At 60.8% G+C, this 25,832-nt stretch carries 22 protein-coding genes and 2 pseudogenes; 12 read left to right on the top strand and 12 right to left on the bottom strand.

All coding sequences use genetic code 11. The annotated features are described in order from the left end of the window. The first annotated feature begins 34 nt into the window (after window positions 1–34). The 6 genes and pseudogenes from ugpA to F2982_RS07870 form a co-directional block, all read left to right on the top strand. Window positions 35–919, top strand: coding sequence for a sn-glycerol-3-phosphate ABC transporter permease UgpA (gene ugpA, locus F2982_RS07895; protein WP_112713858.1), 885 nt, complete (start codon window positions 35–37; stop codon window positions 917–919). A 10-nt stretch (window positions 920–929) separates the two neighbouring features. Continuing rightward, the gene (gene ugpE, locus F2982_RS07890) at window positions 930–1,778 is read left to right on the top strand and encodes a sn-glycerol-3-phosphate ABC transporter permease UgpE (protein ID WP_112713856.1); all 849 of its coding nucleotides are present in this window, start codon (window positions 930–932) and stop codon (window positions 1,776–1,778) included. A 2-nt stretch (window positions 1,779–1,780) separates the two neighbouring features. Then, a complete protein-coding gene (locus F2982_RS07885; RefSeq protein ID WP_112713854.1) occupies window positions 1,781–2,884 on the top strand; it encodes a sn-glycerol-3-phosphate import ATP-binding protein UgpC in 1,104 nt (367 codons plus the stop codon). A gap of 100 nt (window positions 2,885–2,984) precedes the next feature. After that, the gene (locus tag F2982_RS07880; RefSeq protein WP_130279257.1) at window positions 2,985–3,488 is read left to right on the top strand and encodes a cupin domain-containing protein; all 504 of its coding nucleotides are present in this window, start codon (window positions 2,985–2,987) and stop codon (window positions 3,486–3,488) included. Between the two features lie 96 nt (window positions 3,489–3,584). Beyond that, window positions 3,585–4,532, top strand: coding sequence for a glutathione synthase (gene gshB, locus F2982_RS07875; protein WP_203429734.1), 948 nt, complete (start codon window positions 3,585–3,587; stop codon window positions 4,530–4,532). Window positions 4,533–4,711: 179 nt separating this feature from the next. Continuing rightward, window positions 4,712–5,353: pseudogene (locus F2982_RS07870) on the top strand (magnesium chelatase domain-containing protein); the annotation flags it as partial. A gap of 197 nt (window positions 5,354–5,550) precedes the next feature. On the opposite strand, the gene F2982_RS07865 reads toward F2982_RS07870, so the two are convergent. Beyond that, window positions 5,551–5,694 (bottom strand): hypothetical protein, encoded by a 144-nt coding sequence (locus F2982_RS07865; protein ID WP_203429733.1) that lies wholly within the window; start codon window positions 5,692–5,694, stop codon window positions 5,551–5,553. A 156-nt stretch (window positions 5,695–5,850) separates the two neighbouring features. Between F2982_RS07865 and F2982_RS07860 the strand changes: the two genes are divergently transcribed. Both F2982_RS07860 and F2982_RS07855 read left to right on the top strand, forming a co-directional pair. After that, the gene (locus F2982_RS07860) at window positions 5,851–8,940 is read left to right on the top strand and encodes a helix-turn-helix transcriptional regulator (protein WP_203429732.1); all 3,090 of its coding nucleotides are present in this window, start codon (window positions 5,851–5,853) and stop codon (window positions 8,938–8,940) included. A 57-nt stretch (window positions 8,941–8,997) separates the two neighbouring features. Then, window positions 8,998–9,897: pseudogene (locus F2982_RS07855) on the top strand (ATP-binding protein); the annotation flags it as partial. Between the two features lie 135 nt (window positions 9,898–10,032). Here F2982_RS07855 and cysK read toward each other — a convergent pair. Both cysK and F2982_RS07845 read right to left on the bottom strand, forming a co-directional pair. Then, the gene (gene cysK / locus F2982_RS07850) at window positions 10,033–10,995 is read right to left on the bottom strand and encodes a cysteine synthase A (protein ID WP_112713846.1); all 963 of its coding nucleotides are present in this window, start codon (window positions 10,993–10,995) and stop codon (window positions 10,033–10,035) included. Between the two features lie 132 nt (window positions 10,996–11,127). Beyond that, window positions 11,128–11,745 (bottom strand): LysE family translocator, encoded by a 618-nt coding sequence (locus tag F2982_RS07845; protein WP_203429730.1) that lies wholly within the window; start codon window positions 11,743–11,745, stop codon window positions 11,128–11,130. An 83-nt stretch (window positions 11,746–11,828) separates the two neighbouring features. Between F2982_RS07845 and F2982_RS07840 the strand changes: the two genes are divergently transcribed. Further along, entirely contained in the window at window positions 11,829–12,386 is a 558-nt protein-coding gene (locus tag F2982_RS07840; RefSeq protein ID WP_203429729.1) for a cysteine hydrolase family protein, read from the top strand. Here F2982_RS07840 and F2982_RS07835 read toward each other — a convergent pair. Continuing rightward, complete coding sequence (locus F2982_RS07835) at window positions 12,376–13,272, bottom strand: DMT family transporter (protein ID WP_203429728.1); 897 nt, start codon at window positions 13,270–13,272, stop codon at window positions 12,376–12,378. The two genes, F2982_RS07840 and F2982_RS07835, sit on opposite strands and share 11 nt — an antisense overlap. 112 nt (window positions 13,273–13,384) lie before the next feature. On the opposite strand from F2982_RS07835, the gene F2982_RS07830 reads away from it, so the two are divergent. Continuing rightward, window positions 13,385–13,834 (top strand): Lrp/AsnC family transcriptional regulator, encoded by a 450-nt coding sequence (locus F2982_RS07830; protein WP_203429727.1) that lies wholly within the window; start codon window positions 13,385–13,387, stop codon window positions 13,832–13,834. Here F2982_RS07830 and F2982_RS07825 read toward each other — a convergent pair whose 3' ends face one another. Together F2982_RS07825 and dut are read right to left on the bottom strand one after the other, a co-directional pair. Further along, a complete protein-coding gene (locus F2982_RS07825) occupies window positions 13,835–14,731 on the bottom strand; it encodes a GNAT family N-acetyltransferase (protein ID WP_203429726.1) in 897 nt (298 codons plus the stop codon). Then, window positions 14,728–15,198, bottom strand: coding sequence for a dUTP diphosphatase (gene dut, locus F2982_RS07820; protein WP_203429725.1), 471 nt, complete (start codon window positions 15,196–15,198; stop codon window positions 14,728–14,730). The genes F2982_RS07825 and dut overlap by 4 nt, the downstream gene beginning before the upstream one ends. 91 nt (window positions 15,199–15,289) lie before the next feature. Between dut and F2982_RS07815 the strand changes: the two genes are divergently transcribed. Next, a complete protein-coding gene (locus F2982_RS07815; protein ID WP_203430030.1) occupies window positions 15,290–16,873 on the top strand; it encodes a peptide chain release factor 3 in 1,584 nt (527 codons plus the stop codon). Between the two features lie 15 nt (window positions 16,874–16,888). On the opposite strand, the gene betC is transcribed toward F2982_RS07815, so the two are convergent. Then, entirely contained in the window at window positions 16,889–18,403 is a 1,515-nt protein-coding gene (gene betC / locus F2982_RS07810) for a choline-sulfatase (protein WP_203429724.1), read from the bottom strand. Between the two features lie 124 nt (window positions 18,404–18,527). Between betC and F2982_RS07805 the strand changes: the two genes are divergently transcribed. Beyond that, window positions 18,528–19,427 (top strand): LysR substrate-binding domain-containing protein, encoded by a 900-nt coding sequence (locus tag F2982_RS07805; protein ID WP_203429723.1) that lies wholly within the window; start codon window positions 18,528–18,530, stop codon window positions 19,425–19,427. A 4-nt stretch (window positions 19,428–19,431) separates the two neighbouring features. On the opposite strand, the gene otsA is transcribed toward F2982_RS07805, so the two are convergent. From otsA to F2982_RS07780, 5 genes are all read right to left on the bottom strand, one after another. After that, a complete protein-coding gene (gene otsA / locus F2982_RS07800) occupies window positions 19,432–20,805 on the bottom strand; it encodes an alpha,alpha-trehalose-phosphate synthase (UDP-forming) (RefSeq protein WP_203429722.1) in 1,374 nt (457 codons plus the stop codon). 43 nt (window positions 20,806–20,848) lie between these two features. Then, entirely contained in the window at window positions 20,849–21,646 is a 798-nt protein-coding gene (gene otsB / locus F2982_RS07795) for a trehalose-phosphatase (protein ID WP_203429721.1), read from the bottom strand. Between the two features lie 57 nt (window positions 21,647–21,703). Further along, complete coding sequence (locus F2982_RS07790) at window positions 21,704–23,197, bottom strand: carboxypeptidase (protein ID WP_203429720.1); 1,494 nt, start codon at window positions 23,195–23,197, stop codon at window positions 21,704–21,706. 139 nt (window positions 23,198–23,336) lie between these two features. Beyond that, window positions 23,337–24,614, bottom strand: coding sequence for an MFS transporter (locus F2982_RS07785; protein ID WP_203430029.1), 1,278 nt, complete (start codon window positions 24,612–24,614; stop codon window positions 23,337–23,339). A 7-nt stretch (window positions 24,615–24,621) separates the two neighbouring features. Beyond that, window positions 24,622–25,299, bottom strand: coding sequence for a FadR/GntR family transcriptional regulator (locus tag F2982_RS07780; RefSeq protein WP_203429719.1), 678 nt, complete (start codon window positions 25,297–25,299; stop codon window positions 24,622–24,624). Window positions 25,300–25,832 lie beyond the last annotated feature (533 nt).

Genomic DNA, 25,832 nt, shown 5'->3' with positions numbered 1-25,832 from the left:
GCTCCGGGGAGGGCCTTTCCATATCGGGCGAGCCATGCAGACAAAGCGCACAATCTTCTCGAACCGCGTCCTGCCATATTTCCTTCTGGCGCCGCAGCTCGCAGTCACGTTGGTCTTCTTCATCTGGCCGGCTTTCCAGGCCTTTCGCCAGTCATTCCTGCGCGAAGATCCATTCGGCATGAAGACCACCTTCGTCTGGTTCGCCAATTACACGAAGCTGTTCGGCAGCAGCGATTACATGAACGCGCTCTGGGTGACGCTGATCTTCTCGGTCTCCGTCACCGTTCTGTCGATGGGCGTGTCGCTGCTTTTCGCCGTCTGCGTCAATCGCGTGCTGAAGAGCGGCCGCATCTATACGACGTTGCTCGTCTGGCCCTATGCGGTGGCGCCTGCGGCCGCCGGTCTCCTCTGGTGGTTCATGTTCAACCCCAGCATCGGCATCCTGCCCTATATCCTTCGCCAATTCGGCTATGACTGGAACCATCGCCTCGATGGCAATGACGCAATGATCCTCATCGTCATCGCCTCGGCATGGAAGCAGATTTCCTACAATTTCCTGTTCTTCGTCGCCGGCCTGCAATCCGTCCCACAGTCGGTGATCGAGGCCGCGTCGATCGATGGCGCCGGTCCGTTCAAGCGTTTCTGGACGGTCGTCTTCCCGCTGATTTCGCCGACGACGTTCTTCCTGGCTGTCATCAACGTCACCTATGCGCTGTTCGACACCTTCCCGATCGTCGACTCCACGACCTCTGGCGGCCCGTCGCAATCGACGAACACGCTTGTTTACAAGGTCTATGCCGATGGCTTCGTCGGTCTGAACCTTGGCCCTTCGGCCGCGCAGTCCGTCGTGCTGATGTTGATCGTCGTCGTCCTCACCGTCGTCCAGTTCCGCTGGATCGAGAAAAAAGTACAGTATTGAGGCCCGAGCGATGATCGAGAACCGCCCCTTTCTGAACGTCCTCACGCACTTCATCCTGATCGTCGGCGTCGTCACGGTGGTCTTCCCCGTCTACCTCGCCTTCATCGCAGCCACCCATGGTCCGACCGACTTCATGAGCGGCCTCACGCCGCTGCTTCCGGGCGACCAGCTGGTTGCCAATTTCGACCAGCTGCTGAGCGCCGGAAATTCGGTGGCCGGTGCGCCGCCTTTCGCGCTGATGCTGGCAAACAGCCTGCTGATGGCGGTGCTGATCGCCGTCGGCAAGATCGCCATCTCGATCATTTCCGCATTTGCGATCGTCTATTTCCGCTTCCCGCTGCGCATGGTCGCCTTCTGGATCATCTTCCTGACGCTGATGCTGCCGGTCGAAGTCCGCATCCTGCCGACCTATAAGGTCGTCGCCGATCTCGGCATGCTGAATTCCTATCCGGGCCTCGTCATCCCGCTGATCGCCTCGGCGACGGCAACCTTCCTGTTCCGTCAGTTCTTCCTGACGATCCCGGAAGAGCTGATGGAAGCGGCTCGCGTCGATGGCGCCGGCGCCATGAAATTCTTCAGGGATATCCTGTTGCCGCTGTCGCGCACCAATATCGCGGCGCTATTCATCATCCTCTTCATCTATGGCTGGAACCAGTATCTTTGGCCGATGCTGATCACCACCGATCCCGGCTATTACACCGCGGTCATGGGCATCAAGCGCCTGGCCTCGGTCCTGGACGGCGACACCCAATGGAACCTCGTCATGGCAGGCGTCATTCTCGCCGCCCTGCCGCCGGTCCTCATCATCATCGTCATGCAGCGCCTTTTCGTCAAAGGCCTGGTCGAAACGGAGAAGTGACAATGGCCTCTATCGATGTAGAAGGCGTCGGCAAGATCTATCAGGGCGGCGTCAAGGCCGTTTCGGATGTCGGCATCAACATCCGCGATGGCGAGTTCATCGTCCTCGTCGGCCCGTCCGGCTGTGGCAAGTCCACGCTGTTGCGCATGATCGCCGGTCTCGAGAGCATCTCCGAAGGACAGGTGAAGATCGGCAGCCGCGTCGTCAACAATGTCGAGCCGGCTGACCGCGATATCGCCATGGTGTTCCAGAATTACGCGCTCTATCCGCATATGTCGGTGCGCCAGAATCTCGAATACGGCCTGAAGAACCGCGGGACGCCGCGGGCGGAGATCGATGCCCGCGTCGCCGAAGCCGCCCGTATGCTGCAGATCGAGCAGTATCTCGAGCGCAAGCCGAAGGCTCTTTCCGGCGGACAGCGCCAGCGCGTTGCCATGGGCCGCGCCATCGTCCGCAAGCCCGCCGTCTTCCTGTTCGATGAACCGCTGTCGAACCTCGATGCGAAGCTGCGCGTCTCCATGCGCGGCGAGATCAAGCGCCTGCAGCGCCGTCTCGGCACGACGTCGATCTACGTCACCCACGACCAGCTGGAAGCGATGACGCTGGCGGACCGCCTCGTCGTTCTGAACGGCGGCCATATCGAGCAGATCGGCGCGCCGCTCGAAGTCTATCACACGCCCGCCTCGACCTTTGTCGCGAGCTTCATCGGCTCGCCCGCCATGAACCTGCTGAAGGGTGAGCTGCACGGCGACAAGCTGGCGATCGGCCCGAGCCTGATCGATCTCGCAGGCAATGCGCCGACATCCGGCCCGGTCACCATCGGCATGCGCGCCGAAGATCTGCGCCTCGCCAAGCCGGATGAATACGCCATGCCGCTCACCGTCGAATATGTCGAAGAGCTCGGTTCGCAGCGTCTCGTCCACGGCCTGCTCGGCGACCAGCAGCTGACCGCGGTCGTCTCTCCGGAAACGCCGATGACCGCTGAAATGCGCTTCGTCATCCCGCCGGAAAAGCTCCATTTCTTTGCCGCAGATACCGGCAAGCGGATCGGCAATGGTGTTGCGCAGTCGGCGAATGTGGCTGTTGCCGCTGAAGCCGTGCAATAGGCATCGACAGGATCTGTTAAAATTTTAGCGGCCGCTTGAACGCCTCTCTTACGACTCCTCTGTTATTGCCCGAACATTGGGGTAGTAAACGGGGTGTTTCATGGCCTGGAAGCTTATGCTTGCAAGTGCGGTCGCGATGGCTGCGCGCACGGTGCCGTATGCCGTGGCGATGCCGCGCGGCAAATCCTTCATCGCGCATTCGAGCGATCACCTGCCGATGAAATCGACGCCCATCAATCCGGACTGGATCGTCAGCGGCGACCCGCAGGCGCGCACCGCCGAGCATTCCCGCGGCCACGACGAAGCTTCGCTGACGGCGATCTGGGACTGCACGGCAGGCGAATTCCGTTGGTTCTTCGGCTGGGACGAAACGGTGATGATCCTCGAAGGCGAAGTGCATATCACCGCTGAAGACGGAACCGAGCGCACACTTCGCGCCGGCGACGTCGCCTTCTTCGCCGGTGGCACCTGGGCCAGCTGGCGTGTCGACACCTACGTCCGCAAGGTGGCCTTCCTGCGCAAGCCCTTCCCGAAGCCCGTGGCGCTCGCCTATCGTCTTCGCAACATGCTGCGCAATAGCGGCCAGCAGGGCCTCGCCGCTTGAAAAATCCTTGATCGCGATGCTGCGAAGTCCTTGATTGGCCGTTGCGTTCGACCCTCTTGCGACCTACATCTGTCCGGCATTCAGTGAGGGACGGAAATGGCCAAGATCAAGAACGTAGCGGTCCAGATGGACCATGTTTCGGGCATCAACATCGCAGGCGATTCCACCTTCGCCATGAGCCTTGAGGCGCAGACCCGGGGCTACAAGCTCTTCCACTATACGCCCGATCGCCTGAGCTTTCGCGACGGCCAGGTCTTCGCCTCCGTCGAGCCGATGATCCTGCGCGACGTCAAGGGCGATCATTTCGAGCTCGGCGCGCCCGAGCGTGTCGATCTCTCGACCATGGATGTCGTCCTGCTCCGCCAGGATCCGCCCTTCGACATGTCCTACATCACCTCGACCCATCTTCTCGAGCGCATTCATCCGAAGACGCTCGTCGTCAACGATCCGGCCTGGGTCCGCAATTCGCCGGAGAAGATCTTCGTCACCGAATTCGCCGACCTGATGCCGAAGACGCTAATCACCAAGGATGCCGCCGAAATCCGCCGCTTCCGCGAGGAGATGGGCGACATCATCCTGAAGCCGCTCTACGGCAATGGCGGCGCCGGCGTCTTCCATTCGACCAAGGACGACCGCAACCTTTCCTCCCTGCTCGAAATGTTCGGCCAGCTCTTCCGTGAGCCCTTCATTGCCCAGCAGTACCTGCCTGACGTGCGCAAGGGCGACAAGCGCATCATCCTCGTCGATGGCGAACCCGTTGGCGCCATTAACCGCGTCCCGGCAGAGCACGACAGCCGCTCGAACATGCATGTCGGCGGCCGCGCCGAGGCGACCGAACTGACCGCACGCGAGCAGGAAATCTGCAAGCGCATCGGCCCGGCCCTGCGCGAACGCGGCTTCCTGCTCGTCGGCATCGATGTCATCGGTGACTACATGACCGAGATCAACGTCACCTCTCCGACTGGCATCCGCGAGGTCAAGAAGTTCGGCGGCGCCGATATCGCCAGCCTCCTCTGGGATGCGATCGAGCGCAAGCGCGCCTGATTTTTCAGGACTTTTGTTCTCATTTGAGGGCCTGATACAACCCGCTGCAACCTGAGTGCAGCGGGGACGTGAATCTGTTCATTTATTGTTCTTGTTTTATTCTATTTACTATGCCAGATTGCAATCCGCGGCCATGAAGGGTCGCAATACGCGATGTAGTTGGTTGCGGGGGCAGGGGCATGGTCGCACGCGTCAGTACGGTTGCATTCCACGGCATTGAAGGCGTTCCGGTCGAGGTCCAGGTGATGGTCGCTCCCGGCAAGATCGGCATGCAGATCGTTGGGCTTCCCGACAAGGCGGTTGCGGAAAGCCGCGAGCGGGTGCAGGCAGCGCTCCACGCATCCGGGCTGGCACTTCCGGCCAAGCGGGTCACCGTCAATCTGGCACCCGCCGATCTTCCCAAGGAAGGCTCGCATTTCGATCTTCCGATCGCGCTCGGCCTGATGGCCGCTCTCGGCGCCATTCCGGCGGATGCGCTCTCTGATTATGTCGTTCTCGGCGAGCTCAATCTCGATGGCACGATCGCACCCGTTGCCGGTGCGCTGCCTGCGGCGATCGGCGCCAATGCGCTCGGCAAGGGGCTGATCTGCCCGGCCGAAAGCGGCCCGGAAGCCGCCTGGGCCGGAACGCAACTCGATATCCTCGCGCCGCGGAGCCTAATCGCGCTCGCCAACCACTTCCGCGGCACGCAGGTTCTCTCGCGGCCGGAGCCGTCGATCCGCGCCAATGCCGCAAACCTTCCTGACCTCGCCGACATCAAGGGCCAGGAAAGCGCCAAGCGCGCGCTGGAGGTGGCGGCTGCCGGCAGCCACAACCTGCTAACATTGTGCTACATTAATATGCTGGAATCTCGACATAAAGACATCGAGGGGAGTTGCCACGATGGAGACCAATACGGCGTTTTGAACCCGCTATGAGTTTCCGTGAGCCGAGGCCCGTCCAGTGGCTTGCGGCTGTACAGGCCAGAAATAGAAAGCCCGGCTTGAGCCGGGCTTTGAGCGATAGTATTCTTGAACAGTTATGCCTTAGTGATTGCTAGCAGCACATACAGAAGTGCAAGTTCGCCGTGCAGCAGGAAGTTTTCAAAAGGCAGGTACGCGCTTGCATAGGCGATGCCGATGCTGAGATAGAGGTAGAGGTGCGGTATGTTGATCATGTCCATTCCCTTTCATCTTCACCCATCAGCGGGTGTGACGATCTTTTGGACTTTGCCGAGCACATTGAGGCGTGCTCAAACGTAGTGAAATGTAGCGAACCCTCAATAAAATGTAGTGTTATCAATTATATGGGAAATTTCGGTTCATATTTCGGACGTCTGGTGTACCTTCGGCGCGTGGAGAGGGGTTGGTCGCAGGAAAAGCTAGCGGCCAAGGTTTTCGCTCGCGAAAAAGAAGGCAAATTAACCTCTAATCGGAAGTCTCGGATCGCTGACGAAGATCATGATCCAGCTTCTAGGCGAACCGAGATCAGCGCACTAGAGAGCGGCAGCACCGCGAATCCTCAGGCCGTCACCATTCGCAAATACGCTCGAGCTTTAGGGATCACCCCAGGTGAGATTGCTAACTGCAGAGCCCAAGCTGAACGTGATTCAAATAACGAAGCAAGCCGCTTGCTCCGCGCATCCGACGAAATTCTGAATCCCCAGATTGGGAGCCAACTCTCCTTCGCACCGATCGCCCTATGCGCAGTGCCAGATCGACTTACAAACGTTGGCGGCTTGGTAACTTGGAAGCGCATGTCGGCTGGAACGTATGCCCCGAGACCACACGTTCTTATGCATTTGTTAACAGAATTCAAAGCTTGGAGCGAGACGATCGACTCAGCGCTCGCTCTAGGCGATGCACCCGTTTTCTGGGTTGATGGAAGGTCCGGCGACGGAAAATCTGTTGCCTTGCTGCAGTTGGCTCATCATTTACTAAGTGAAGGCCCAGACAGAAAGTTATTTCAGCTTGCAACTCCAGAAAGAATATCCGACCTCCTTCACTTTCTCACCCACGCCCAGCCAGCGCAAACGCTTAACCTGATTGTGGTCGACGATCCTCATCGACTCGTTGATACCGAGTCTTGGAATCAGGCAATTACGGCTTGCGCGACTGCCGGAACCCTGCGCTTTGCCTTTCTGGCTTGTGGCACAACACCGGAGAGTAAAGAGTTCGAGAATCGGAGCCCATCGACCAAAATAACTCGATGCATGGTGCCGTCCGTGTCGAGCACGGACAGGACGGAGTTGGCCATTTGGTTCGGGCACGAAGACAGCAAAATCGAAGTTGCAGATAATTCCCTTTTGGTCGAGTTTTTGTTTGAATTGAGCATCGGCGAGCCGATTTCCAACTTCGCCCGAAAATTTGGCGAGCGCCTTAGAAGCGTCGGCTTACTTGAGGGTGTATCCTCCGCATTAGTTGCAAACATCTTGGACTTGTTCGCACCAAACACCTTGCTCAAAAATGCTCGACAGATCGCACTCATTCGGCAAATGGCGGAAGTTGATCACCTGCATTTCGAGTTCGGCAATTCGCTTGAAGTCGCTGGCTTTCGAATCGTTCATGGCCGCATCGCATGGCGGCTTTTCGAAATCTGGGCGATGGGAGGAACATCGCACTCTATCGTAGATTTTCTAGCAGAACACTTGGCAACACTCATTGAAGCGGTTCCGAAACGGAACGTCAACTATATAAGGGCAGTTCTCAATTCCATTGAACAAACGCTTTTGACTAAAACTGGAGGTGGCGACAAAAAAAATGACATATCCATGTCTATTTTAATAATGTCTAAATTGGTATACTTGATAAGGTCGAATTCCGACAGTCGATCCTATATTATTCAGCGTTCACTTCATCTTCTAAACCATCCAAAGATGGCAGCAAGCCAACGTAAAGATATTTCGGAAGCAAACGAACGTATTATAGAAGCTGCAAAAATTGAAATTGAAGCAGAGGAGACCAAGACGGCACAAAAGAGCGCTATATACGCGTATCTGATCTACTGTCCACTCTTAGCCAAACATGAACAAGAAATGTATGCTGAGAGATTTATGGAGCTTCTGGCTCGTGAACCTGAGCAGACATTGGGCGCTTTGTCTCGTTTCGCACAGGGTATGCCCCGAGAATATTTAGACAAGCTTATAAATTGGATGGAAAGCTCGCCACCTTATGCGCAAAAGGTGGATGCCGCCGTGCAGATCGTTGCTCGTTTCCAAAAGGAACCACGAGTAATAGACCTTTCGATTCTTATCGCTCAGACCCATGAACATGTCTTAAACTTAGGCTTTCTACTAAATTCGCTAATATCGACTCAGGAGCGGCAGAATGAAGTTGTCGCGCTTGCCGTCGAGTGGATCGAGGTCAATTGGAACTCCAAGTATTGCGGAGGCATTCTCTCCGCAGCTCTGCGCGCTACAAACGGTAGGTATGATATCGTTGCTCTAGCACTGTCATGGGTTGCGGAAAATCCTTATGCTGTGAGTTCAAGTAACGTTTTCGCGACGCTTCTTAGTGTTGTCGGTGGGACCACTTCGGTTATTGCTGAGGCTATGAATTGGCTCAAGTTAAATGATCACCTAGCAGGATGTGCCAATATTTTTGCTGGATTGATCGGGGTCACAAAGGGAAGTCCGGAGATAGTGGCACTCGCACTTGATTGGGTTGACAGATACCACCATTCTTCCTGCGGCAACGTATTGCAGTCGATACTTGAGTTGAGCGATGGCGGCGGCAGAAATAATCTCTCACAGGCGATGAAATGGGTAAGCCGACATCCAAAAACATTATCGTGCTCTCAAATATTAAATACTGCACTCAGAGTTTTTCCCGCTGATGTGGAGGTTCAGGACGCTTCATATATTTGGATAGAGGCCAATTATAATTCGAGAGCGGTGGCGAGTTTGCTCGAGACATTACTGAAAGAATCTCCGAACAGCACAAAGCTTATTTCTTTTTCATTAGATTGGATTTCGCATAACAAGCAATATGCGGTGTGCGGAAATCTGCTGCGGAATATGCTAAACAAAAACAGAGGACACTCCAGCATTATCCTCTCAGCGGTTGAATGGATTTCGAGGTCGCAAGATCACTCCGTTACAAGAGATTTGTGTCGGGCTCTTGCGCCGTGTTGCTGGACTGGAAATGCCGACGCAGAACTACAAATCCTTGTCGCTCGGCGATCATTGCAGTGGATTGATCTGTCGGCAAGTAAAGTAGATTGCTCTCTACTACTCACTGAATTACTCGGGCATGTCGCAAGTAATCAAGATTTGCTCGATTATTGCCGTGAAATTATCATAAGTAGCGCGCTGCTGGTCGCTCGGGAGCCGATAAGTCAAGCTGCGCATATCGAGACGATTGTGAGGCAACTGGCACAGCTCTTTGGAGGCGACGATCGGGTCAAAAATATCTCTAACGATATTGAATAAAACATGTCAGGTTCGTGAGGGTGAAACTATGTGACCAGATGAGCTACGGGTTAACAACATCTCCTGATGGTCGGGCCGCCCGGTTCCGGCAAGTCGATGCTTGCCGCCCGTCTGCCCTCGATCCTGCCGCCGCTGTCGGCGGCCGAGCTGCTCGAAGTGTCGATGATCCATTCGATCGCCGGTCAGCTCTCCGGCGGCAAGCTTTCGGACCGGCGCCCGTTCCGCACCCCGCACCATTCGGCAACGATGGCCGCCATGGTCGGCGGCGGGCTCCGCGCCCGTCCCGGCGAGGCTTCGCTCGCCCATCACGGCATTCTCTTCCTCGATGAGTTCCCGGAATTCTCGCCGCAAGCGCTCGATGCCCTGCGCCAGCCGCTGGAAACCGGCGAATGCATCATCGCCCGCGCCAATCACCGCGTGACATATCCCGCCAACATCCAGCTGGTCGCCGCCATGAACCCTTGCCGCTGTGGTATGGCGGGCGAGCCCGGCCATAGCTGCGCCCGCGGTCCCCGTTGCCAGGCCGATTATCAGGCGCGCATCTCGGGCCCCCTGATGGACCGCATCGATATCCGCATCGATGTCCCGGCCGTCTCCGCGGCGGACCTGATCCGCCCGATGCCGGCCGAGGCAAGCAGCACGATCGCCGCCCGCGTCGCCCGCGCCCGCGAATTGCAGGCCGACCGCTTCATCGCTGCAGGCCTCAATACAATCACCACCAACGCCCGCTGCTCGACATCACTGATCGAGAAATATGCCGAGCCGGATGCCGGAGGTCTCCAGCTGTTGCGCGATGCCGCCGAGAAGATGCGCTTCTCCGCCCGCGGCTATCACCGGGTCCTGAAAGTGGCGCGCACACTCGCAGATCTCGACGGCAAGCCAACCGTCGGCCGCATCCATCTCGCCGAAGCGATTTCCTATCGCATCGCAGGAGAGCGGCTGACCGCGGCAGCGTGAAAGAGCGAATAGTTTGTAGCGAATAGCGAATAGAAAAAGAAAAGCTTGCCAGACGGTGACGCCGAGCAAGCTTCGCTATTCGCTATTCGCTATTCGCTATTCGCTATTCGCTATTCGCTATTCGCTATTCGCTGATCAGCCCCCAAGCCCATCGAACAGCGCCGTCGACAGGTAGCGCTCGGCGAAGGACGGGATGATCACCACGATGTTCTTGCCGGCGTTTTCTTCGCGGCTGCCCACCTTGATGGCTGCGGCAAGTGCAGCACCCGAGGAGATGCCGACCGGCACGCCTTCGAGCTTGGCAACCAGACGGGCGGTTTCCATCGCCGTTCCGCTGTTGATGGTGACGACCTCGTCGTAGATCTTGGTGTCGAGGATGGCGGGCGCAAAGCCGGCGCCGATGCCCTGGATCTTGTGCGGGCCTGGCTGGCCGCCGGAGAGAACCGGGGATTCTTCCGGCTCGACGGCGATCACCTTGATGCTGGCCTTCTTCGACTTCAACACCTGGCCCGCGCCGGTGATCGTGCCGCCGGTGCCGATGCCGGAAACGAGAATGTCGACGCTGCCGTCGGTATCGTTCCAGATTTCCTCGGCCGTCGTCTTGCGGTGGATCTCGGGGTTGGCAGGATTTTCGAACTGCTGCGGAATGATCGCGTCAGGCAGCGTCGCGGCCAGTTCTTCGGCCTTGGCGATCGCACCCTTCATGCCCTTCGGCCCCTCGGTCAGCACCAGCTCGGCGCCGAGCAGCGCCAGCATCTTGCGGCGCTCGACCGACATCGTCTCCGGCATGGTCAGGATCAGCTTGTAGCCCTTGGCGGCTGCCGCGAAGGCAAGCGCGATACCGGTATTACCGGAGGTCGGCTCGACCAGCGTCGTCTTGCCGGGCGAAATCTTGCCCTGCGCTTCCAGGCTCTCGATCATCGCCACGCCGATACGGTCCTTGACGGAAGCGATCGGGTTGAAGAACTCGAGCTTGGCCAGCAGGTTGGCCTTGACGCCCTTTTCCTTGGCGAGCTTGTCGAGGCGCACGATCGGCGTATCGCCGATGGTCTCGGTGATGGACGAATAGATGCGGCCGCGGCCCGGTTTCTTCGACATGCGTGCTCTCCCTTTAAGTGTGTTGCCGAGAGAATAGGGTCAAAGGCGGATGGACGCCAGACTGAGCCCTCCGCCACGGCGGCATCAAGGAGAAAAAATCCTTTTAAAACCGCCGTTTGACGAACGAATTTTTCAGGCTGCGCGAGTGGCGATAAAGGCTGCCGTGCCCGCCAGAATGCCGGCCGCCGTCCGGTTCAGCGCCTGCAATGCGCGCGGCTGCTTCAGCATGCTGCGGGCGCGGGTTGCAAGCAGCATATAGGGGATCAGCACGCTGAGCAGCACGACAAAGGTGGCTGTCAGCAGCAATCCATATTCGCGCAGGCCGATCGCATGGATGTCGATCAGCGTCGGCACCAGCGCCACGTAGAACAGCATTGTCTTCGGATTCCCGAGCGTTACCAGCAGGCCCGAAAGAAACGACATGCCGACGCTGCTCGATTTGCGCGCCGCGATATCCTGCGGCAGCAGCCCCGATGTCCAAAGCTTGTAGGCGATGTAGCAGAGATAGATCACGCCCGCGAACTTGATGACGAGAAAGATCTCGGTGAAGGTCTGCGCCACGAATGCGAGGCCGAGAATGACCGCCGTCAGATAGGTCATGTCGCCCAGCACCAGGCCGAGACCCATGAAGAAGGTCTCGCGAAAATTCGAGCCGAGTGCCCGCGCGAGGATCGCCGTGATACCCGGCCCCGGAATGGCGGCTGCGATGAACAATGCGCCGCTATAGGCAATGAGCGCTGCGATCGTCATTTGTCTCTCCCTGATTGCCGCCTATTTACGACTGTGCGAAATCGCTTTCAAGTAACTTCGAAAATGAACTCATGGGGGATGACATGACGAAGGCCTTGCTGCTGATCGATATCCAGAATGCCGTGCTCGAAGGCATGGGTGCTGACGACCGCGTGCCGGTGATCCAGCAAGCCTATGACGGCGTGACCAGGCGGCTGGCAGCGGTGCTCGGCAAAGCCCGGTCGGAAACCGTCCCAGTCATTATCGTCCAGCATGACGAGGCCGAGGGCGACCCGATCGCCAGGGGCAGCAAGGGCTGGGAAATCAGGGCGGAAGTGGCGCCCTTGCCGGGCGAACTGCTGATCAACAAGGAAGCCTGCGACGCCTTCTTCGAAACGCCGCTTGAGGCGGAACTGCGCAGCCGTGGCATCACCCATCTCGTCATCGGCGGCTGCGTCACGCCCTTCTGTATCGATACATCGGTGCGCCGCGCCGTCTCGCTCGGCTTCGATGTCACGCTGATATCCGACGGCCACATGAGCGGCGATAACGGCGTGCTCGGCTTCGAACAGATCATCGCGCATCACAATGCGGTACTCGGCGGCGTCGGCGCCGGCGCGCATGGCGTCAAGTTGTCGAAAGCCGCCGATATCAGCTTCTGACCGCACGCAGAAGCTGCCCCGGCGTCCAGCCGAGATTCATACCGGCGGCTGCGAGAAGGATGATCGCGGCACCGATCACCTGCAGCGGCTGCAGCGCGTGGCCGAAGGCAATGCGATCGACGGCGATCGCCGCGATCGGATAGATGAAGGACAGCGCGCCCGTCAGATGCGTCGGCAGCTTCTGGATCGCGCCGTAGAGCAGCACATACATCAGCCCCGTATGAACGACGCCCATAGTGACCAGCTGCGACCAGGTTCCTGATGTCGCCGGCAGGGCCGAGAAGTCTACAAAAGGCGCCAACATCAGAATGCCGGTCGAAACCTGGATGAGCGCGATCAGATGCGGCGGCGTGCCCTTCAGCCATTTGGCCGCCAGCGCTGCCAGCGCATAGAAGAAGGCGGCACCAAGTGCCAAGGCGATCCCCAGGCCGTAGCTGCCGGTAACAACACCGCTATCCGGCTTAGCCTCGACGATCGCCATCATGCCCGCGAAGGCAAGCCCCAGCCAGAAAAGCTTGGTGCCAGTGATCTTTTCGCCGAGAAAGGCGGCGCCCAGCGCCAGCAGCATGAAAGGCTGGGTGTTGTAGACCGTCGTGGAGATCGAGATCGACGCATGCGAATAGGAGGCAAACAGCAGCAGCCAGTTCAGCACGATGGCGACGCCGCCAAAGACAGCGATACCGAAGCTTTTCAGCGACAGAAGCCGCGGATTGAGAAGCCCGAGCACAGCACAGATCACGAGCAGGGTGATTGCCCCGAACAGGCAGCGCCAGAACACGACATTGCCGACCGGCTGGCCCGACATCACGACGAACCAGGCGATGCTGCCCGAAATCAGCATCGCCGCTGTCATTTCCGCACTTCCGCGTTTGATCTCGCTCTGCATCGAAACTCTCCCTTGATGGAAACGCAGATTATTGCGCAACCAGAGCCGTCTCTATATCGTGCGACGCAAAAGGGAAGCATCTGGCCTAATAAATTTAGGCGAAGGAGGCGATATGGCTAATTCTGATAGAATAGACGAAACGGACCAGAAGCTGCTGGATGCGCTCGCCGTCAATTCCCGCCTGTCCCTGAAAGAACTCGCCCAGGCGGCCGGCATGTCCTCGCCGAGCGCGGCCGAGCGTCTGCGGCGCCTGGAGGAGCGCGGCATCATCCGGGCCTTCACCATCGACATCGATCCGGCCGCAGTTGGCTACCCCCTGCAGGCGATCGTCCGCGTCCGCCCGCTTCCAGGCCAGCTGCACATCGTCGAGAAGCTCATCCAGGAGATTCCCGAATTCATCGAATGCGACAAGGTGACGGGCGACGATTGCTTTATCGCCCGGCTGGTCGTACGCTCGATGGGGGAGCTGGACCGCATCCTCGACAAGATCGCGGAACGCGCGGAGACCAACACGTCGATGATCAAGTCATCGCCGGTCAAGCGCCGCCTGCCGCCGGTCTGATCAGAAATCCGCCATCGGCGAAAGCATGGCCGGCGCATCCAGCGCCAGACCGTCCAGGCCGCGGATCATGAAATGTGTCCCATGCGCCGAAACCGGCGTGGGCTCGCCATTCCAGCCAAGCTTGTCAGGGCGGAACAGTGCCTCGATCCGGTCAGGCCGAACGCCGAGTCCGCCCAGAATGGCGGCCAGCGGCGGAATCGACGCGGCGAGCACGTCGAGTAGGATCAATGTCCCGCCATCGAGCTTCCAGGCGATAACGGCCGGCAGCTGCTCTATGAAGGTGAGCCTCACATCGGGGTCGAGCTGTGTATTGATCAGGAACATCGCCGGGCTTGAGGCGACGGCAAGCGCATCGGAGACCGGCTCGCGTCGTGCCAACAGGTCCTGCAGCAAGGCGAAATCATCCGGATTGCCCGGATCGATCGATCGGCATTCCGCGGCGCCAAGAGGCACTGGCGCATCGCCGCTGAAGCTATGCATCGGCAGGGTCCGGAAGCCATAGGGCTCATAGAGCGCCGCCTTGTCGGTATAGAGCACGATGGCCTCGAAGCCTTGCGTTGCGCACCAGTCGAGCGCCTTCGTCGTCACATCGCGATAAAGGCCGCGCCCGCGCCAGGGCGGCCGCACCGCGCCGGATTGCAGGCCGGCCGCATTGATCCGGCGGCCGTTGATCAAGAGAGGCACGGCGAAGGCAGAGAGATTGGCGGCCAGCGTCCCGTCCCCCGCAAACCAGCCGAACGGCATACTTGTCGCATCCGGTCCGCCGAGCTGCATCAGCGGCCCGATGTCGATGCCGAACGTGTCATGGAGAAGCGAGACCAGCGCCCGCCACGCAGCGTGGTCCGCAAAATAATCCTGCCGGAAAGTGAGGCCCGTCGTGTCCGCCGCGGCGCTCATACGCCGGTGGAGCCGAAGCCACCCGCGCCGCGCGCCGTGGCGCTCGTCTCGGTAATCTCTCCAACGCGCACCTGGGTAACGGGCGCAATCACCATCTGGGCAATGCGCATGCCACGGCTGATCTCGAAAGGCTCTTCGCCGAGATTGATCAGCAGAACCTTCACTTCGCCGCGGTAATCGCTGTCGATGGTGCCGGGCGTGTTGAGGCAGGTGATACCGTTCTTGAAGGCAAGCCCGGAACGCGGGCGGATCTGCGCCTCGAAACCGTCGGGCACTTCGAAGATGAATCCGGTCGGCACAAGCGCGCGCTTGCCCGGCGCCAGCGTCATCGGTGCGCCCTCATCGACGGCCGCGCGCAGGTCCATACCGGCTGCCCCCGATGTTTCGTAGGAGGGCAGGTCCAATCCTTCGCCATTTGCCAGGCGGACGAGGTTGAGCTTCGGGCGGAGGTCGCTTTGGATGTTCATGGGGGCATTACTTTGCGTCCGGCCGCCGAAGGTCAATTGCAAAGCCCGGCCTAAATCGCTAGATAGCCCGCAATTCCACAGGATTCACATGATGGCCGAAACACTCGCCGAGGCGGTCTCCCGCCGCCGCACATTCGCTATTATCGCGCACCCGGACGCGGGCAAGACGACGCTCACCGAAAAGCTGCTGCTGTTCGGCGGCGCCATTCAGCTCGCCGGTGAAGTCAAGGCGAAGAAGGACCGCATCCAGACGCGCTCCGACTGGATGAAGATCGAGCGCGAGCGCGGCATCTCGGTCGTCACCTCGGTCATGACCTTCGAATATGACGACAACGTCTTCAACATCCTCGACACGCCCGGTCACGAAGACTTCGCCGACGACACCTACCGCACGCTGACGGCGGTGGATGCTGCCGTCATGGTCATCGATGCCGCCAAGGGTATCGAGCCGCGGACGCTGAAGCTGTTCGAAGTCTGCCGCATGCGCGACATCCCGATCATCACCTTCATTAACAAGATGGACCGCGAAAGCCGCGATCCCTTCGAGATCCTCGATGAGGTCGAAGAGAAGCTGGCGCTGGATACCGCCCCAATCACCTGGCCGATCGGCCGTTCGAAGACATTCTGCGGCTCTTACAACATCGCCGCTAACACCGTCCGCGGCTCCGATACCGAAGTCGAGGGCACGCCGGTCAACGGGCCGCAGAGCGTCGCCAACCGCCTACCGGAAAACGAGCGCCAGGCCTTCATCGACGAGACGGAGCTGGCGATCGAAGCCTGCCGCCCGTTCGACCGTCAGGCTTTCCTCGAAGGCCATATGACGCCCGTCTTCTTCGGCTCGGCGTTGCGCAATTTCGGCGTTCGCGATCTCATCAACGCGCTCGGCGAGTTCGCTCCGCCGCCGCGCGATCAGGTTGCGGACATCCGCACCGTCCATGCCAATGAAGACAAGATGACCGCCTTCGTCTTCAAGATCCAGGCGAACATGGACCCGAACCATCGCGACCGTATCGCGTTTGCCCGCATCTGCTCCGGCAAGCTGGAGCGCGGCATGAAGGCGCGCCTGGCGCGCACCGGCAAGCAGCTCGGCCTCACGGCACCGCAGTTCTTCTTCGCCTCGCAGCGCCAGCTGGCCGATACCGCCTATGCCGGCGATGTCGTCGGCATTCCGAACCACGGCACGCTACGCATCGGCGATACGCTGACCGAAGGCGAAGCGCTGGTCTTCCAGGGCGTTCCGAACTTCTCGCCGGAAATCCTGCGCCGCGTGCGCCTGGAAGATGCGATGAAGGCGAAGAAGCTGAAGGAAGCGCTGCAGCAGATGGCCGAAGAAGGCGTCGTCCAGCTGTTCTCGCCGGAGGATGGCTCACCGGCAATCGTCGGCGTCGTCGGCGCCCTGCAGCTCGACGTTCTCAAGGAGCGCCTGCAGCAGGAATATGGCCTGCCGGTCTCCTTCGAAATGTCGCGCTTCTCTGTGTGCCGTTGGGTCTCGTCGGAAAAGCCGGCGGAGCTCGATAAGTTCCTCACTGTCAAGCGCGGCGATATCGCCCGCGATCTCGATGGCGACCCGGTCTTCCTGGCGCAGGACAGCTTCTCGCTCCGTTACGAGTCCGAGCGCTACCCCGACATCAAGATGGACGCCATCAAGGAATATCACGTCGCCAAGGCGGCGTGATACCAGCCGCGCGGGTCACTCCCCGCGCGGATAGCGCTTGCTTTCTTCCAGCACGTTGAGGTCCATGTGGTTGCGCATGTAGCGCTCCGAGGCCTTCTGCAGCGGCTGGTAGTCCCAGGGATAATAGGCGCCGTTGCGCAGCGCCTCGTAAACCACCCAGCGCCGCGCCTGGCTCTCGCGCACTGCGGCATCATAGGTTGGCAGGCTCCAGCGCGCGTCCGCCTGTGCCTTTAGCCGGCTCAACGCTTCCGCATGCCTAGGGTCTTCTGCGAGGTTGGTCAGCTCGTGCGGATCAGCATCAAGGTCGAAAAGCATTGCCGGGTCGGCGTCGCAAAGCGACAGCTTGTAGCGGCCGTCGCGGATGGCGACGAGCGGCGTGATCGAGCCTTCCGCGGCATATTCCATCGGAACCGGGTTGCGGCTGCCGGTGCCCTTGGCGAGCGGCGCCAGATCCTCGCCATCGGTCCATTTCTTCAAGGAGGTGATATCGAGACCGGCAAGGCCGGCGAGCGTCGGCGTCACGTCGAGTGTCGAGACCGGCTGCGTGATCAGCGCCGGGTCCCAGCCCGGAGCGCTGATCATCAGCGGCACCCGCGACGAGCCGTCGAAGAAGCACATCTTGAACCAGAGCCCACGCTCGCCGAGCATGTCGCCATGGTCCGAAACGAAGAGAATGATCGTATCCTCGGCCATCCGGCTGCGCTCGAGCACGTCGAGGATCTCTCCGACCTTCTCGTCGACATAGGAGGTATTGGCGAAATAGCCGCGCCGCGCGCGGCGGATCTGCTCAGGCGTGATGTCGAAAGCCTTGTAGTCGCAGGCTTCGAGCAGGCGCTGCGAATGCGGATCGAGTTCGTCGAAGGGTAGGGCGGGCACTTCGGGGTCGAGTGCCGGGCAATCCTCGTAGAGGTCCCAGAATTTCCGCCGCGCCACATAGGGGTCGTGCGGATGCGTGAAGCTCACCGTCAGGCACCAGGGACGGTCGTCCTGGCGGCGTGAGAGGTCGTAGAGCTTGCGGGTCGCGTTGTAGGCAACCTCGTCGTCATATTCCATCTGGTTGGTGATCTCGGCCACGCCGGCGCCGGTCACCGAGCCGAGATTGTGGTACCACCAGTCGATCCGCTCGCCGGGCTTCGTATAGTCGGGCGTCCAGCCGAAATCGGCCGGATAGATATCGGTTGTCAGCCGCTCCTCGAAGCCGTGCAACTGGTCCGGCCCGACGAAATGCATCTTGCCCGAAAGCGCCGTGTGATAGCCGGCCGCCCGCAGATGATGCGCATAGGTCGGGATATCGGAGGCGAATTCGGCGGCGTTGTCGTAGACGCGCGTCCGGCTCGGCAGCTGGCCGGACATGAAGGAGGCGCGGGCGGGCGCGCAGAGCGGGCTCGCCGTATAGCTGTTGGCAAAACGCACCGAGCGCTTGGCGAGCGCCTTCAGATGCGGCGCATGCAGGAAGTCCGCGGGACCGTCAGGGAAGAAGGTGCCGTTGAACTGGTCCACCATGAGGATGAGGATATTCGGGCGCGTCATGCTGTTGTCCTGCCTGTGTTTCGAAGGCCGTTGCGCTTCGCCTGCTATTCGATCATTTTATTGAACAACGGCTGTGCATCCTTGTGAAGCTGAATTCTTTCGATGCGTGACAAAAGGAATTTTTATGGCTGATCGGCCGGTTGATCTCGGATGGCTGCGCATTCTGGCTGAAGCCGGCAGGCTCGGAAACCTGTCGTCGGCGGCCGAGGCGCTAGGGCTCACGCAGCCTGCCGTCAGCTATCAGATCCGCCGTCTCGAAGAGCAGATGCGGGTCAGCCTGCTGGAGCGCCGTCATCGCGGCGTCGAATTGACGGCGGAGGGCCGCCGTCTCTTCGATATCGCCTCGCGCACGGTTGCGGATGTCGACACGCTGGTGCGCAGCTTCCGCAACGAGGCCGAGCGCCTGACGCTCCGCCTGCATACCGATTATGCCTTCTCCTCGCTCTGGCTGATCCCGCGCATGCATGCTTTCGGCCAGCGCCACCCCGGCCTCGATATCCAGATCGTCGCCACCCAGTTCGTCGAGCGGCCGATGCCGGACCGCCATGATGCGGCGATCGTCTTCGGCAGCGGGCGCGATTTCGGCGCGCACGGCATCCTGCTGATGCCGGAAAAGGTCGTCCCGGTCTGCTCGCCGGGGTTCATGACAAGACACGGGCCGTTCGGCGCGGCACACGAGCTGCCGGGAGCACGCCTGCTGCATCTCGACGTGCCCGGCGCTTCACCCTGGTTCGACTGGCCGAGCTATTTTGCCGAGCTCGGTCTGCGCCGTGACGGCTCGGCGGCGCCGGGTGAAATGAGCTTCAACACCTACTCGCTCGTCGTCCAGGCGGCCGTCGGCGAGCAGGGGATTGCCATTGGCTGGATGGGCTTAGTGGATTCGCTTCTGGCCTCCGGCATGCTGGTCGCCGCCGGACCGGCTCTGGAGGCGGCTGATCGCGGCTACTGGCTGATCCCGCCGCGCGAGAAGACCGCGGAGACGGAAAGCCTGGTGGAATGGCTGCAGGCCGAGGCGGCACACTGAAAAGTCAGGCGCCGAGATCTTTCAGGAAATCCTTGCACCAGCGGGAGACGTCGAATTCCAGGAGATGATCCATCATCTTCTTCCAGCGCTCCTTCCGCTCGTCGAGCGGCATGCTCAGCGCACGCGCTAGGGCATTGGCGGTTCCTTCGACATCGTAGGGATTGACGAGCAGCGCCCCCTTCAATTCGCGAGCCGCACCCGCAAAGCGCGACAGCACGAGAACGCCAGGATCGCCGGGGTCCTGCGCCGCCACATATTCCTTGGCGACAAGGTTCATCCCGTCGCGCAGCGGCGTCACCAGCCCGACACGGCCAAGACGGTAGAGCCCGGCAAGGATATGGCGGCCGACGGAGCGGTTGATGTAGCGGATAGGCACCCAATCCACCGATCCGAGCGCGCCGTTCACCCGTCCGGCCTGTTCGGCGACGGTGCGCTGCATCGCCTCGTATTCCGGCACTTCGGAGCGGGATTTCGGAGTGATCTGCAGATAGGTCACATGCCCCTGCTGCGCCGGATTGGCCTTGATGAAGCTCTCGAAGGCGTCGATGCGCTGCGTCAGACCCTTGGAATAGTCGAGCCGGTCAACGCCGATGATCAGGCTGCGGCCCTCGACGCTCTCGCGCGCCTTGCGCACCATGCTGTGCGTCGAGGACTTGCGGGCGAATTCGGCGAAGGCAGCGGTCTCGATACCGATCGAATAGGCGCCGCCCTTGAATGTCCTGCCGTGCGAGCTGAAGCGCCCGCCACCAAGCTCGTCGCCGATCCCTTCGCGGCGCAGACAGCCGGCAAAGTTTTCGAGATCATGATCGGTCTGGAAGCCGACGAGATCGTAATGCGAGAGGCCGCGCATGATCTCCTCGTGGACCGGCATGGTGAAGAGCACATCGGCTGGCGGCCAGGGAATGTGCAGGAAGAAGCCGATCTTGTTCTTCAGTCCCATCTGCCGCAGCTCGGCGGCAAGCGGGATCAGGTGATAGTCGTGCACCCAGATGACATCATCAGGCTTGATCAGCGGCGCCAGCCGATGCGCGAAGAAGCGGTTGACGCGGAAATATCCGGCCATTTCCTTGCGCCCGTATTCGGCCAGATCCAGCCGGTAATGGCAGATTGGCCAGAGCACGCGGTTGGCAAAGCCGTGATAATATTCCTCGACATCGGTGTCGGTCAGGTCGGTCAGCGCATAGGTGATGTTACCCTGCTGAATTTCCGCGAGCTTCTCCGGTTCCTGCTCGCCGCTCGATTTCCCCGACCAGCCCATCCAGATGCCGCCGCGCTCTTCGAGCGCTGCTTTCAGCGCAACGGCAAGGCCGCCGGCCGGCGCAATTCCGCCCTTGTCGGGAACGGGAACGCGATTGGAAACGACGACGAGACGGCTCATGGTTCAGTCCTTTTCATGGAAATGGTTTTGATGCTCAAATGGTTCACGCCGCCAGCCGGGCGATGACGCCGCGAAGGGCTGCCGCGGAGGCGATCGATGCTTTCGCTTCGCTTGCGGGCGAGAGCGGCCCGACACGGATCGACAGGCCACCGAGAGGGTTGACCGCGCGGAACATCGCCTCGTCGGTCACATCGTCGCCGATCGCGATGGCGCGGCGGCCCTTAAAGGGGGGCTGCGCCAGGAAAGCTTCGACGGCATGTCCCTTGTCGGCGCTGGAAGGGCGGATCTCGATCACCATCTTGCCATACTGCATGTGCCAATCAGGCCCGGCGCGGTCGAGCGCCTGCTGCATCAGCGGTTCGAGATCGATTTCCCGATCCGGCGCCAGCCGGTAATGCGCGGCAACAGCCGCTCCCTTGTTTTCGATGAGGACGCCAGGCCAGCCCTGTGTCTGGCGTACGAGATCGGCTTTCAGCGCCTCGAATTCCGCCGTCGCCTTGGCTGTCGTCACCGACCCGTCGGCGGCGCGGCGTTCGGCGCCATGAAGCCCGGCGATCGGGAAGCGAAGCGGTGCAAACAGCCGGTCGGCATAGGAAAGGCCCCGTCCGGTTACCAGCGCCAATGCGCCGCCAAGCCTTGCGGAAAGGGTTTCGAGCTGGCCGGGAAGCTCCGGCGGCACGACGATGCCGTCAGGCGTCTCCGCAAGGTCGAGCAGCGTGCCGTCGATGTCGAGAAACAGGGCCCAGGAATCTGGAGCATTGGTCAGCGCGGCAAAGATGGAGTCCTCGCCTGAAGCCGCATCCGGCTCCGCGATGACAAGCGGCTGCTTTTGATAGGACATGAGGTCTATCTATGTCAGCGCTCCCAAGCGGCAACCCTATTTGTCCGGTCTCGAACCCTAGTCGCTTGGCTGGATGCCGCCGTTCTTGGCGTAGAATGCCTTCGCATCTGCCGTGAAAGCCGCCCGTTGGTCCGCATTGGTGTAGAACATGTGGCCGCCGCGATAGACGTCGAGCTGCACGCGATCCTTGGCAAGGCTCTGCGGCAGGTGATCGACGACATAGCGGCTGACGCCATAGGGCGTCACGAGATCGCTGTAGCCATGGGCTATCAGCAGATGAAAGCTCGGGTTCGATGCCAGGAGCTGCCGGATATCGCCGGTGACGCTCGCCTGCAGGCGCGATCCGCCGCCGCGTCCGCCCCATTCCCATTGCCGGTTCACATCGTTGTCGAGCAGCGAATAGGTCATCTCGGTCTTGAAGCCCAGTTCGTTGCGGGCGTAGTCGCTAAAGGCGCCGCCATAGGCGCGCGTGAATCCGTCGAGAATGGCGTCGTCGCCGCGATCGTAATCGGATTCAGGATAGGGATCGGGCGAGGCAAACCCGGCATCGTAAGGGCTCATCACCTCACCCTTTTCCTTGCCGGAATTCTTCGCAAAGGCGTTGCCGAGGAAACCGCGGCTGCGGGTCACGACGTCTTCCGGAATTCCGGTCAGTCCGGAAACCTTGGCATAGAATGCCTTGGCCGCATCGCCGGAAGGCTCAGGCCCCACGAGGGTCGTCAGATAGTCTCCCAGCGCAAAGCGCTCGGCCTCGGTCTGTTTCTCCGCTGAGAAAGCGCCGCGCCGGTCCATCTCTGCTGCGGCGAGCGAGGGAAGTTCGAGAGCAGCGCCGAGAGCGAACTCGTCCGCATTGAACATCAGCTGCGCCTCGAGCAGCGGCGACAGCATGATCGCCCCGGCAACGATAATACCCTGGCTCTCCTGTAGCGCTCCGGCCACCTTTGCGGCGCGGAAGCCGCCATAGCTCTCGCCGAGCAGGTACTTCGGCGAGGCCGCACGGTTGTTGTGGGCGACGTAAAGGGAGATCGCCTTGGCAATGCTCTGCGCATCCGAGCCGACGCTATAATAGTCCTTGGCGTCATCGGCCTTTGCCGTCCGGCTCCAGCCGGTGCCGATGGGATCGATCAACACGAGATCGGTGAAATCCAGCCAACTCTCGGGATTGTCGGTGAGCTTCGCGTGGGCGCCATCGCGCGCCTGCGGTCCGAAATCGAGGATACGCGGACCGACGAGGCCGAGATGCAGAAAGGCGGACGCGGCGCCCGGCCCGCCATTGAAGGCAAAGGTAAGCGGCCGGTTCGCACCGGCATTCTTTGCGGTATAGGCTGTGTAGAAGATCGCTCCGGTCTGGTTGCCGTCCTGGCCGAACAGATCGAGCGTCCCGGCCGTTGCCGTATAATCCAGTTTCCGGCCGCCGATCGTCGCCTCGTGTTCGGTGACGGCATCCTGCGGAAGCAACTTCAGAACACCCGGCCGCTCCTCAGAAAAGGCCGGTGCGGCGGCAAGCGAGAGTGTAAGGGCGATGGTCAGCGTCAGCGAGCGCAACAGCAAATGATCTCCTCCGGCGGTAGGTAGAGCCTGAGATAGGGTATCATCCCCCGCCGTGGAGACTCATCAAGACATGGTGATCCCGGGTGAGCATAGCTCATCCCCCCGAGGTGAGCATAGCTCATCCCCGCAGCAACCGCGATCAAGGCGTCTCGATCGTCCTCGCATTGACCTGCAGCGCGCGCCCGGCATACCAGCCGTTGATGGCAGCGCCGAGGCCGAGGGCGATGAACAGGACCGCGCACCAGGCAAAGCTCCCCGTCCAGCTGCGGATCATGCCGACGATCAGCGGGCCGATCGCCGCCAGCAGATAGCCGACGCATTGCGCCATGCCGGAAAGATGGGCCGCAACATGCGAGTCCTTCGAGCGCAACACGATCGCCGTCATCGCCACCGCAATCAGGCCGCCCTGGCCGACGCCCTGCAGCGCTGCCCAGAGCCAGACGGTGGACAGCGGCGCAAAGAGCAGGCCGAGGAGCGCAATGACGGCGATAACGCAGAGCGAAGCATTGATCATCCGCTGATCCCTGCCGCGCACGGCGATCTGCGGCGCCACCAGGCATGCGGCGGCCTGTACCATGACCGACATGGAGACGATCGCACCGGCCGTGACGCCGTCGAGGCCGCGCTCACGCAGGATCGGAACCAGCCAGCCAAAAACGCAATAGGCGAGGGCCGATTGCAGGCCCATGAACAGCGTCACCTGCCAGGCAAGCCTGTCGCGCCACAGACCCTCGACGCGGAAGCCGCTGCGCTTCACGACATTCTTGGTGCTGATAACCTGCGGCAGCCAGATCAGTCCGACGACGACGGCCGGAACAGCCCAAGCGGCCAATGCGCCCGAAAGCGAACCGCCGAGCGCATGCTCGATCGGCAAGGTCAGCCCGGCGGCACTCGCCGCGCCGGCGCAAAGCGCCATCGTGTAGCAGCCGGTCATCAGCGCTGCACGATCGGCAAAGTCGCGCTTCACCAGACCTGGCAGCAACACGTTGCCGACGGCGATGCAGCCACCGGCGATCGCCGTGCCGAGAAACAGCAGCGGGATCGAATCGAGTCCGCGCATCGCCGTTCCGAGCGCCAGAAGGAAGATGACGCCGAGCAGCGTCCGTTCGGAACCGACGCGCTGCGCCAGCCGCGGTGCCAACGGCGAAAAGGCGCCAAGGCAGACGACAGGAAGCGTGGTCAGCAGGCTGGCGCCGAGCGGCGAAAGGCCAAGCCCGGAGCGGATTTCCGGCAGCAGCGCCGAGGCGCTGGAGAACACCGGCCGCAGGTTGAAGGCGATCAATACGAGGCTGACACCGAGCAGGATACGCGCGGTCGAAGACATCGCCGCGGGTGGCTGCACCGGCGGCACGCTATCAGTTTCGGCATCGATCAGCTGTTCGCTCGCCGCATCGAAGGCGTGCGTGGCATCATTCAGGGAGTGGTCATGACAGGAGCATCCGGTCCAGTGCGGCGATCACCGGGGCCATGAAGCGGCGCACCGCCGCATCGGCCTTTTCGGGATCGCCAGTTTCGATGGCATCGATAATGGCGGCATGCGCCGGCATGTCAGGCTCGGGCACATCCTGCCCGAGCGTCGCTTCGATGGTTTCGGCAATCGACGCCGAGAAGAAGTCGTAGATCTCGATCATCGCGCGGTTCTGCGCGGCGGCGATGACCGCCTTGTGGAAGGCGAGATCGCGAGCGATGAAGGCGGCCTTGTCGCCGCCATCGTAGTTGCCGCGCTCTTCGAGCAGGGCTCGCAACCCGGCGATGACGGCAGGTGTCTGCCGGATGCTGGCAAGCCGGGCGGCCTCGACATCGAGCGCGCAGCGCGCCTCGAACTGGTCGCGAAGGCCCGCCCGCCGCGCCATGGTCAGCGGCATGCTGCTGTCGGTCGTCGAGAGAACGTAGGTGCCCGAACCCTGTCGGGTCTCGAGATAGCCCTGCGACACCAGAACGCGCACGGCCTCGCGCACCGTGCCGCGGCTGACGGAGAGCATGCCGCAGAGTGCCGTTTCGTTCGGCAGTTTGTCGCCGACGGCCCAGCGCTTGGCGAGGATCTCGCTGCGGATCGCCTCGATCGCGGTCTCGGCCAGATTGGTCTTGCTGAGCGGTTGCATGGTCATATTCATAAAGTCATCAGATGACTTTATGAATATGACCATGGGCTCATGCCGTCAAATGCTTTCTGCAGAAATGGAAAAAGGGCCGCTTTCGCGACCCTTTCCATGAGTTTGGCCTTGAACTGGCCGGACCGTCAGGCGGTCCTAGGAAGGCTGGCTTTAGAGCGAGGGCTGCCCCGCTTTCATCACCACTTCCAAGCCTGCTACAAAGACCGAAATCTCATTAGACATTGGATCACCTTCCTTTCGTTTCGTTGAACATGACTTAAAGGTAGGCCGATTCGGCCGCGATGCAAGAAAAAACCCGGCCGCAGCCGTGCCGTGCCGCCTGACGCACCAAGACTTCGAGCAGCGTTGCGACGCAGATTTAAGAAAAATCAAAGTGATGACACCCTGTGGCAGACCGACCTCATGCGCCGAGAAAAGTTGTGAGCAGCGCCAGACGATCGCGGGAAACGTCAACAATCCGTCATAAAGGCTTGCGACTCCGGTAGCCCTTAAGGCCTTATTTACCACCGCGCCCGACAATC

This window comes from Rhizobium sp. BG4, from assembly GCF_016864575.1.
Taxonomy (GTDB): domain Bacteria; phylum Pseudomonadota; class Alphaproteobacteria; order Rhizobiales; family Rhizobiaceae; genus Rhizobium.
This window is presented reverse-complemented; position numbering and strand designations above follow the sequence as displayed.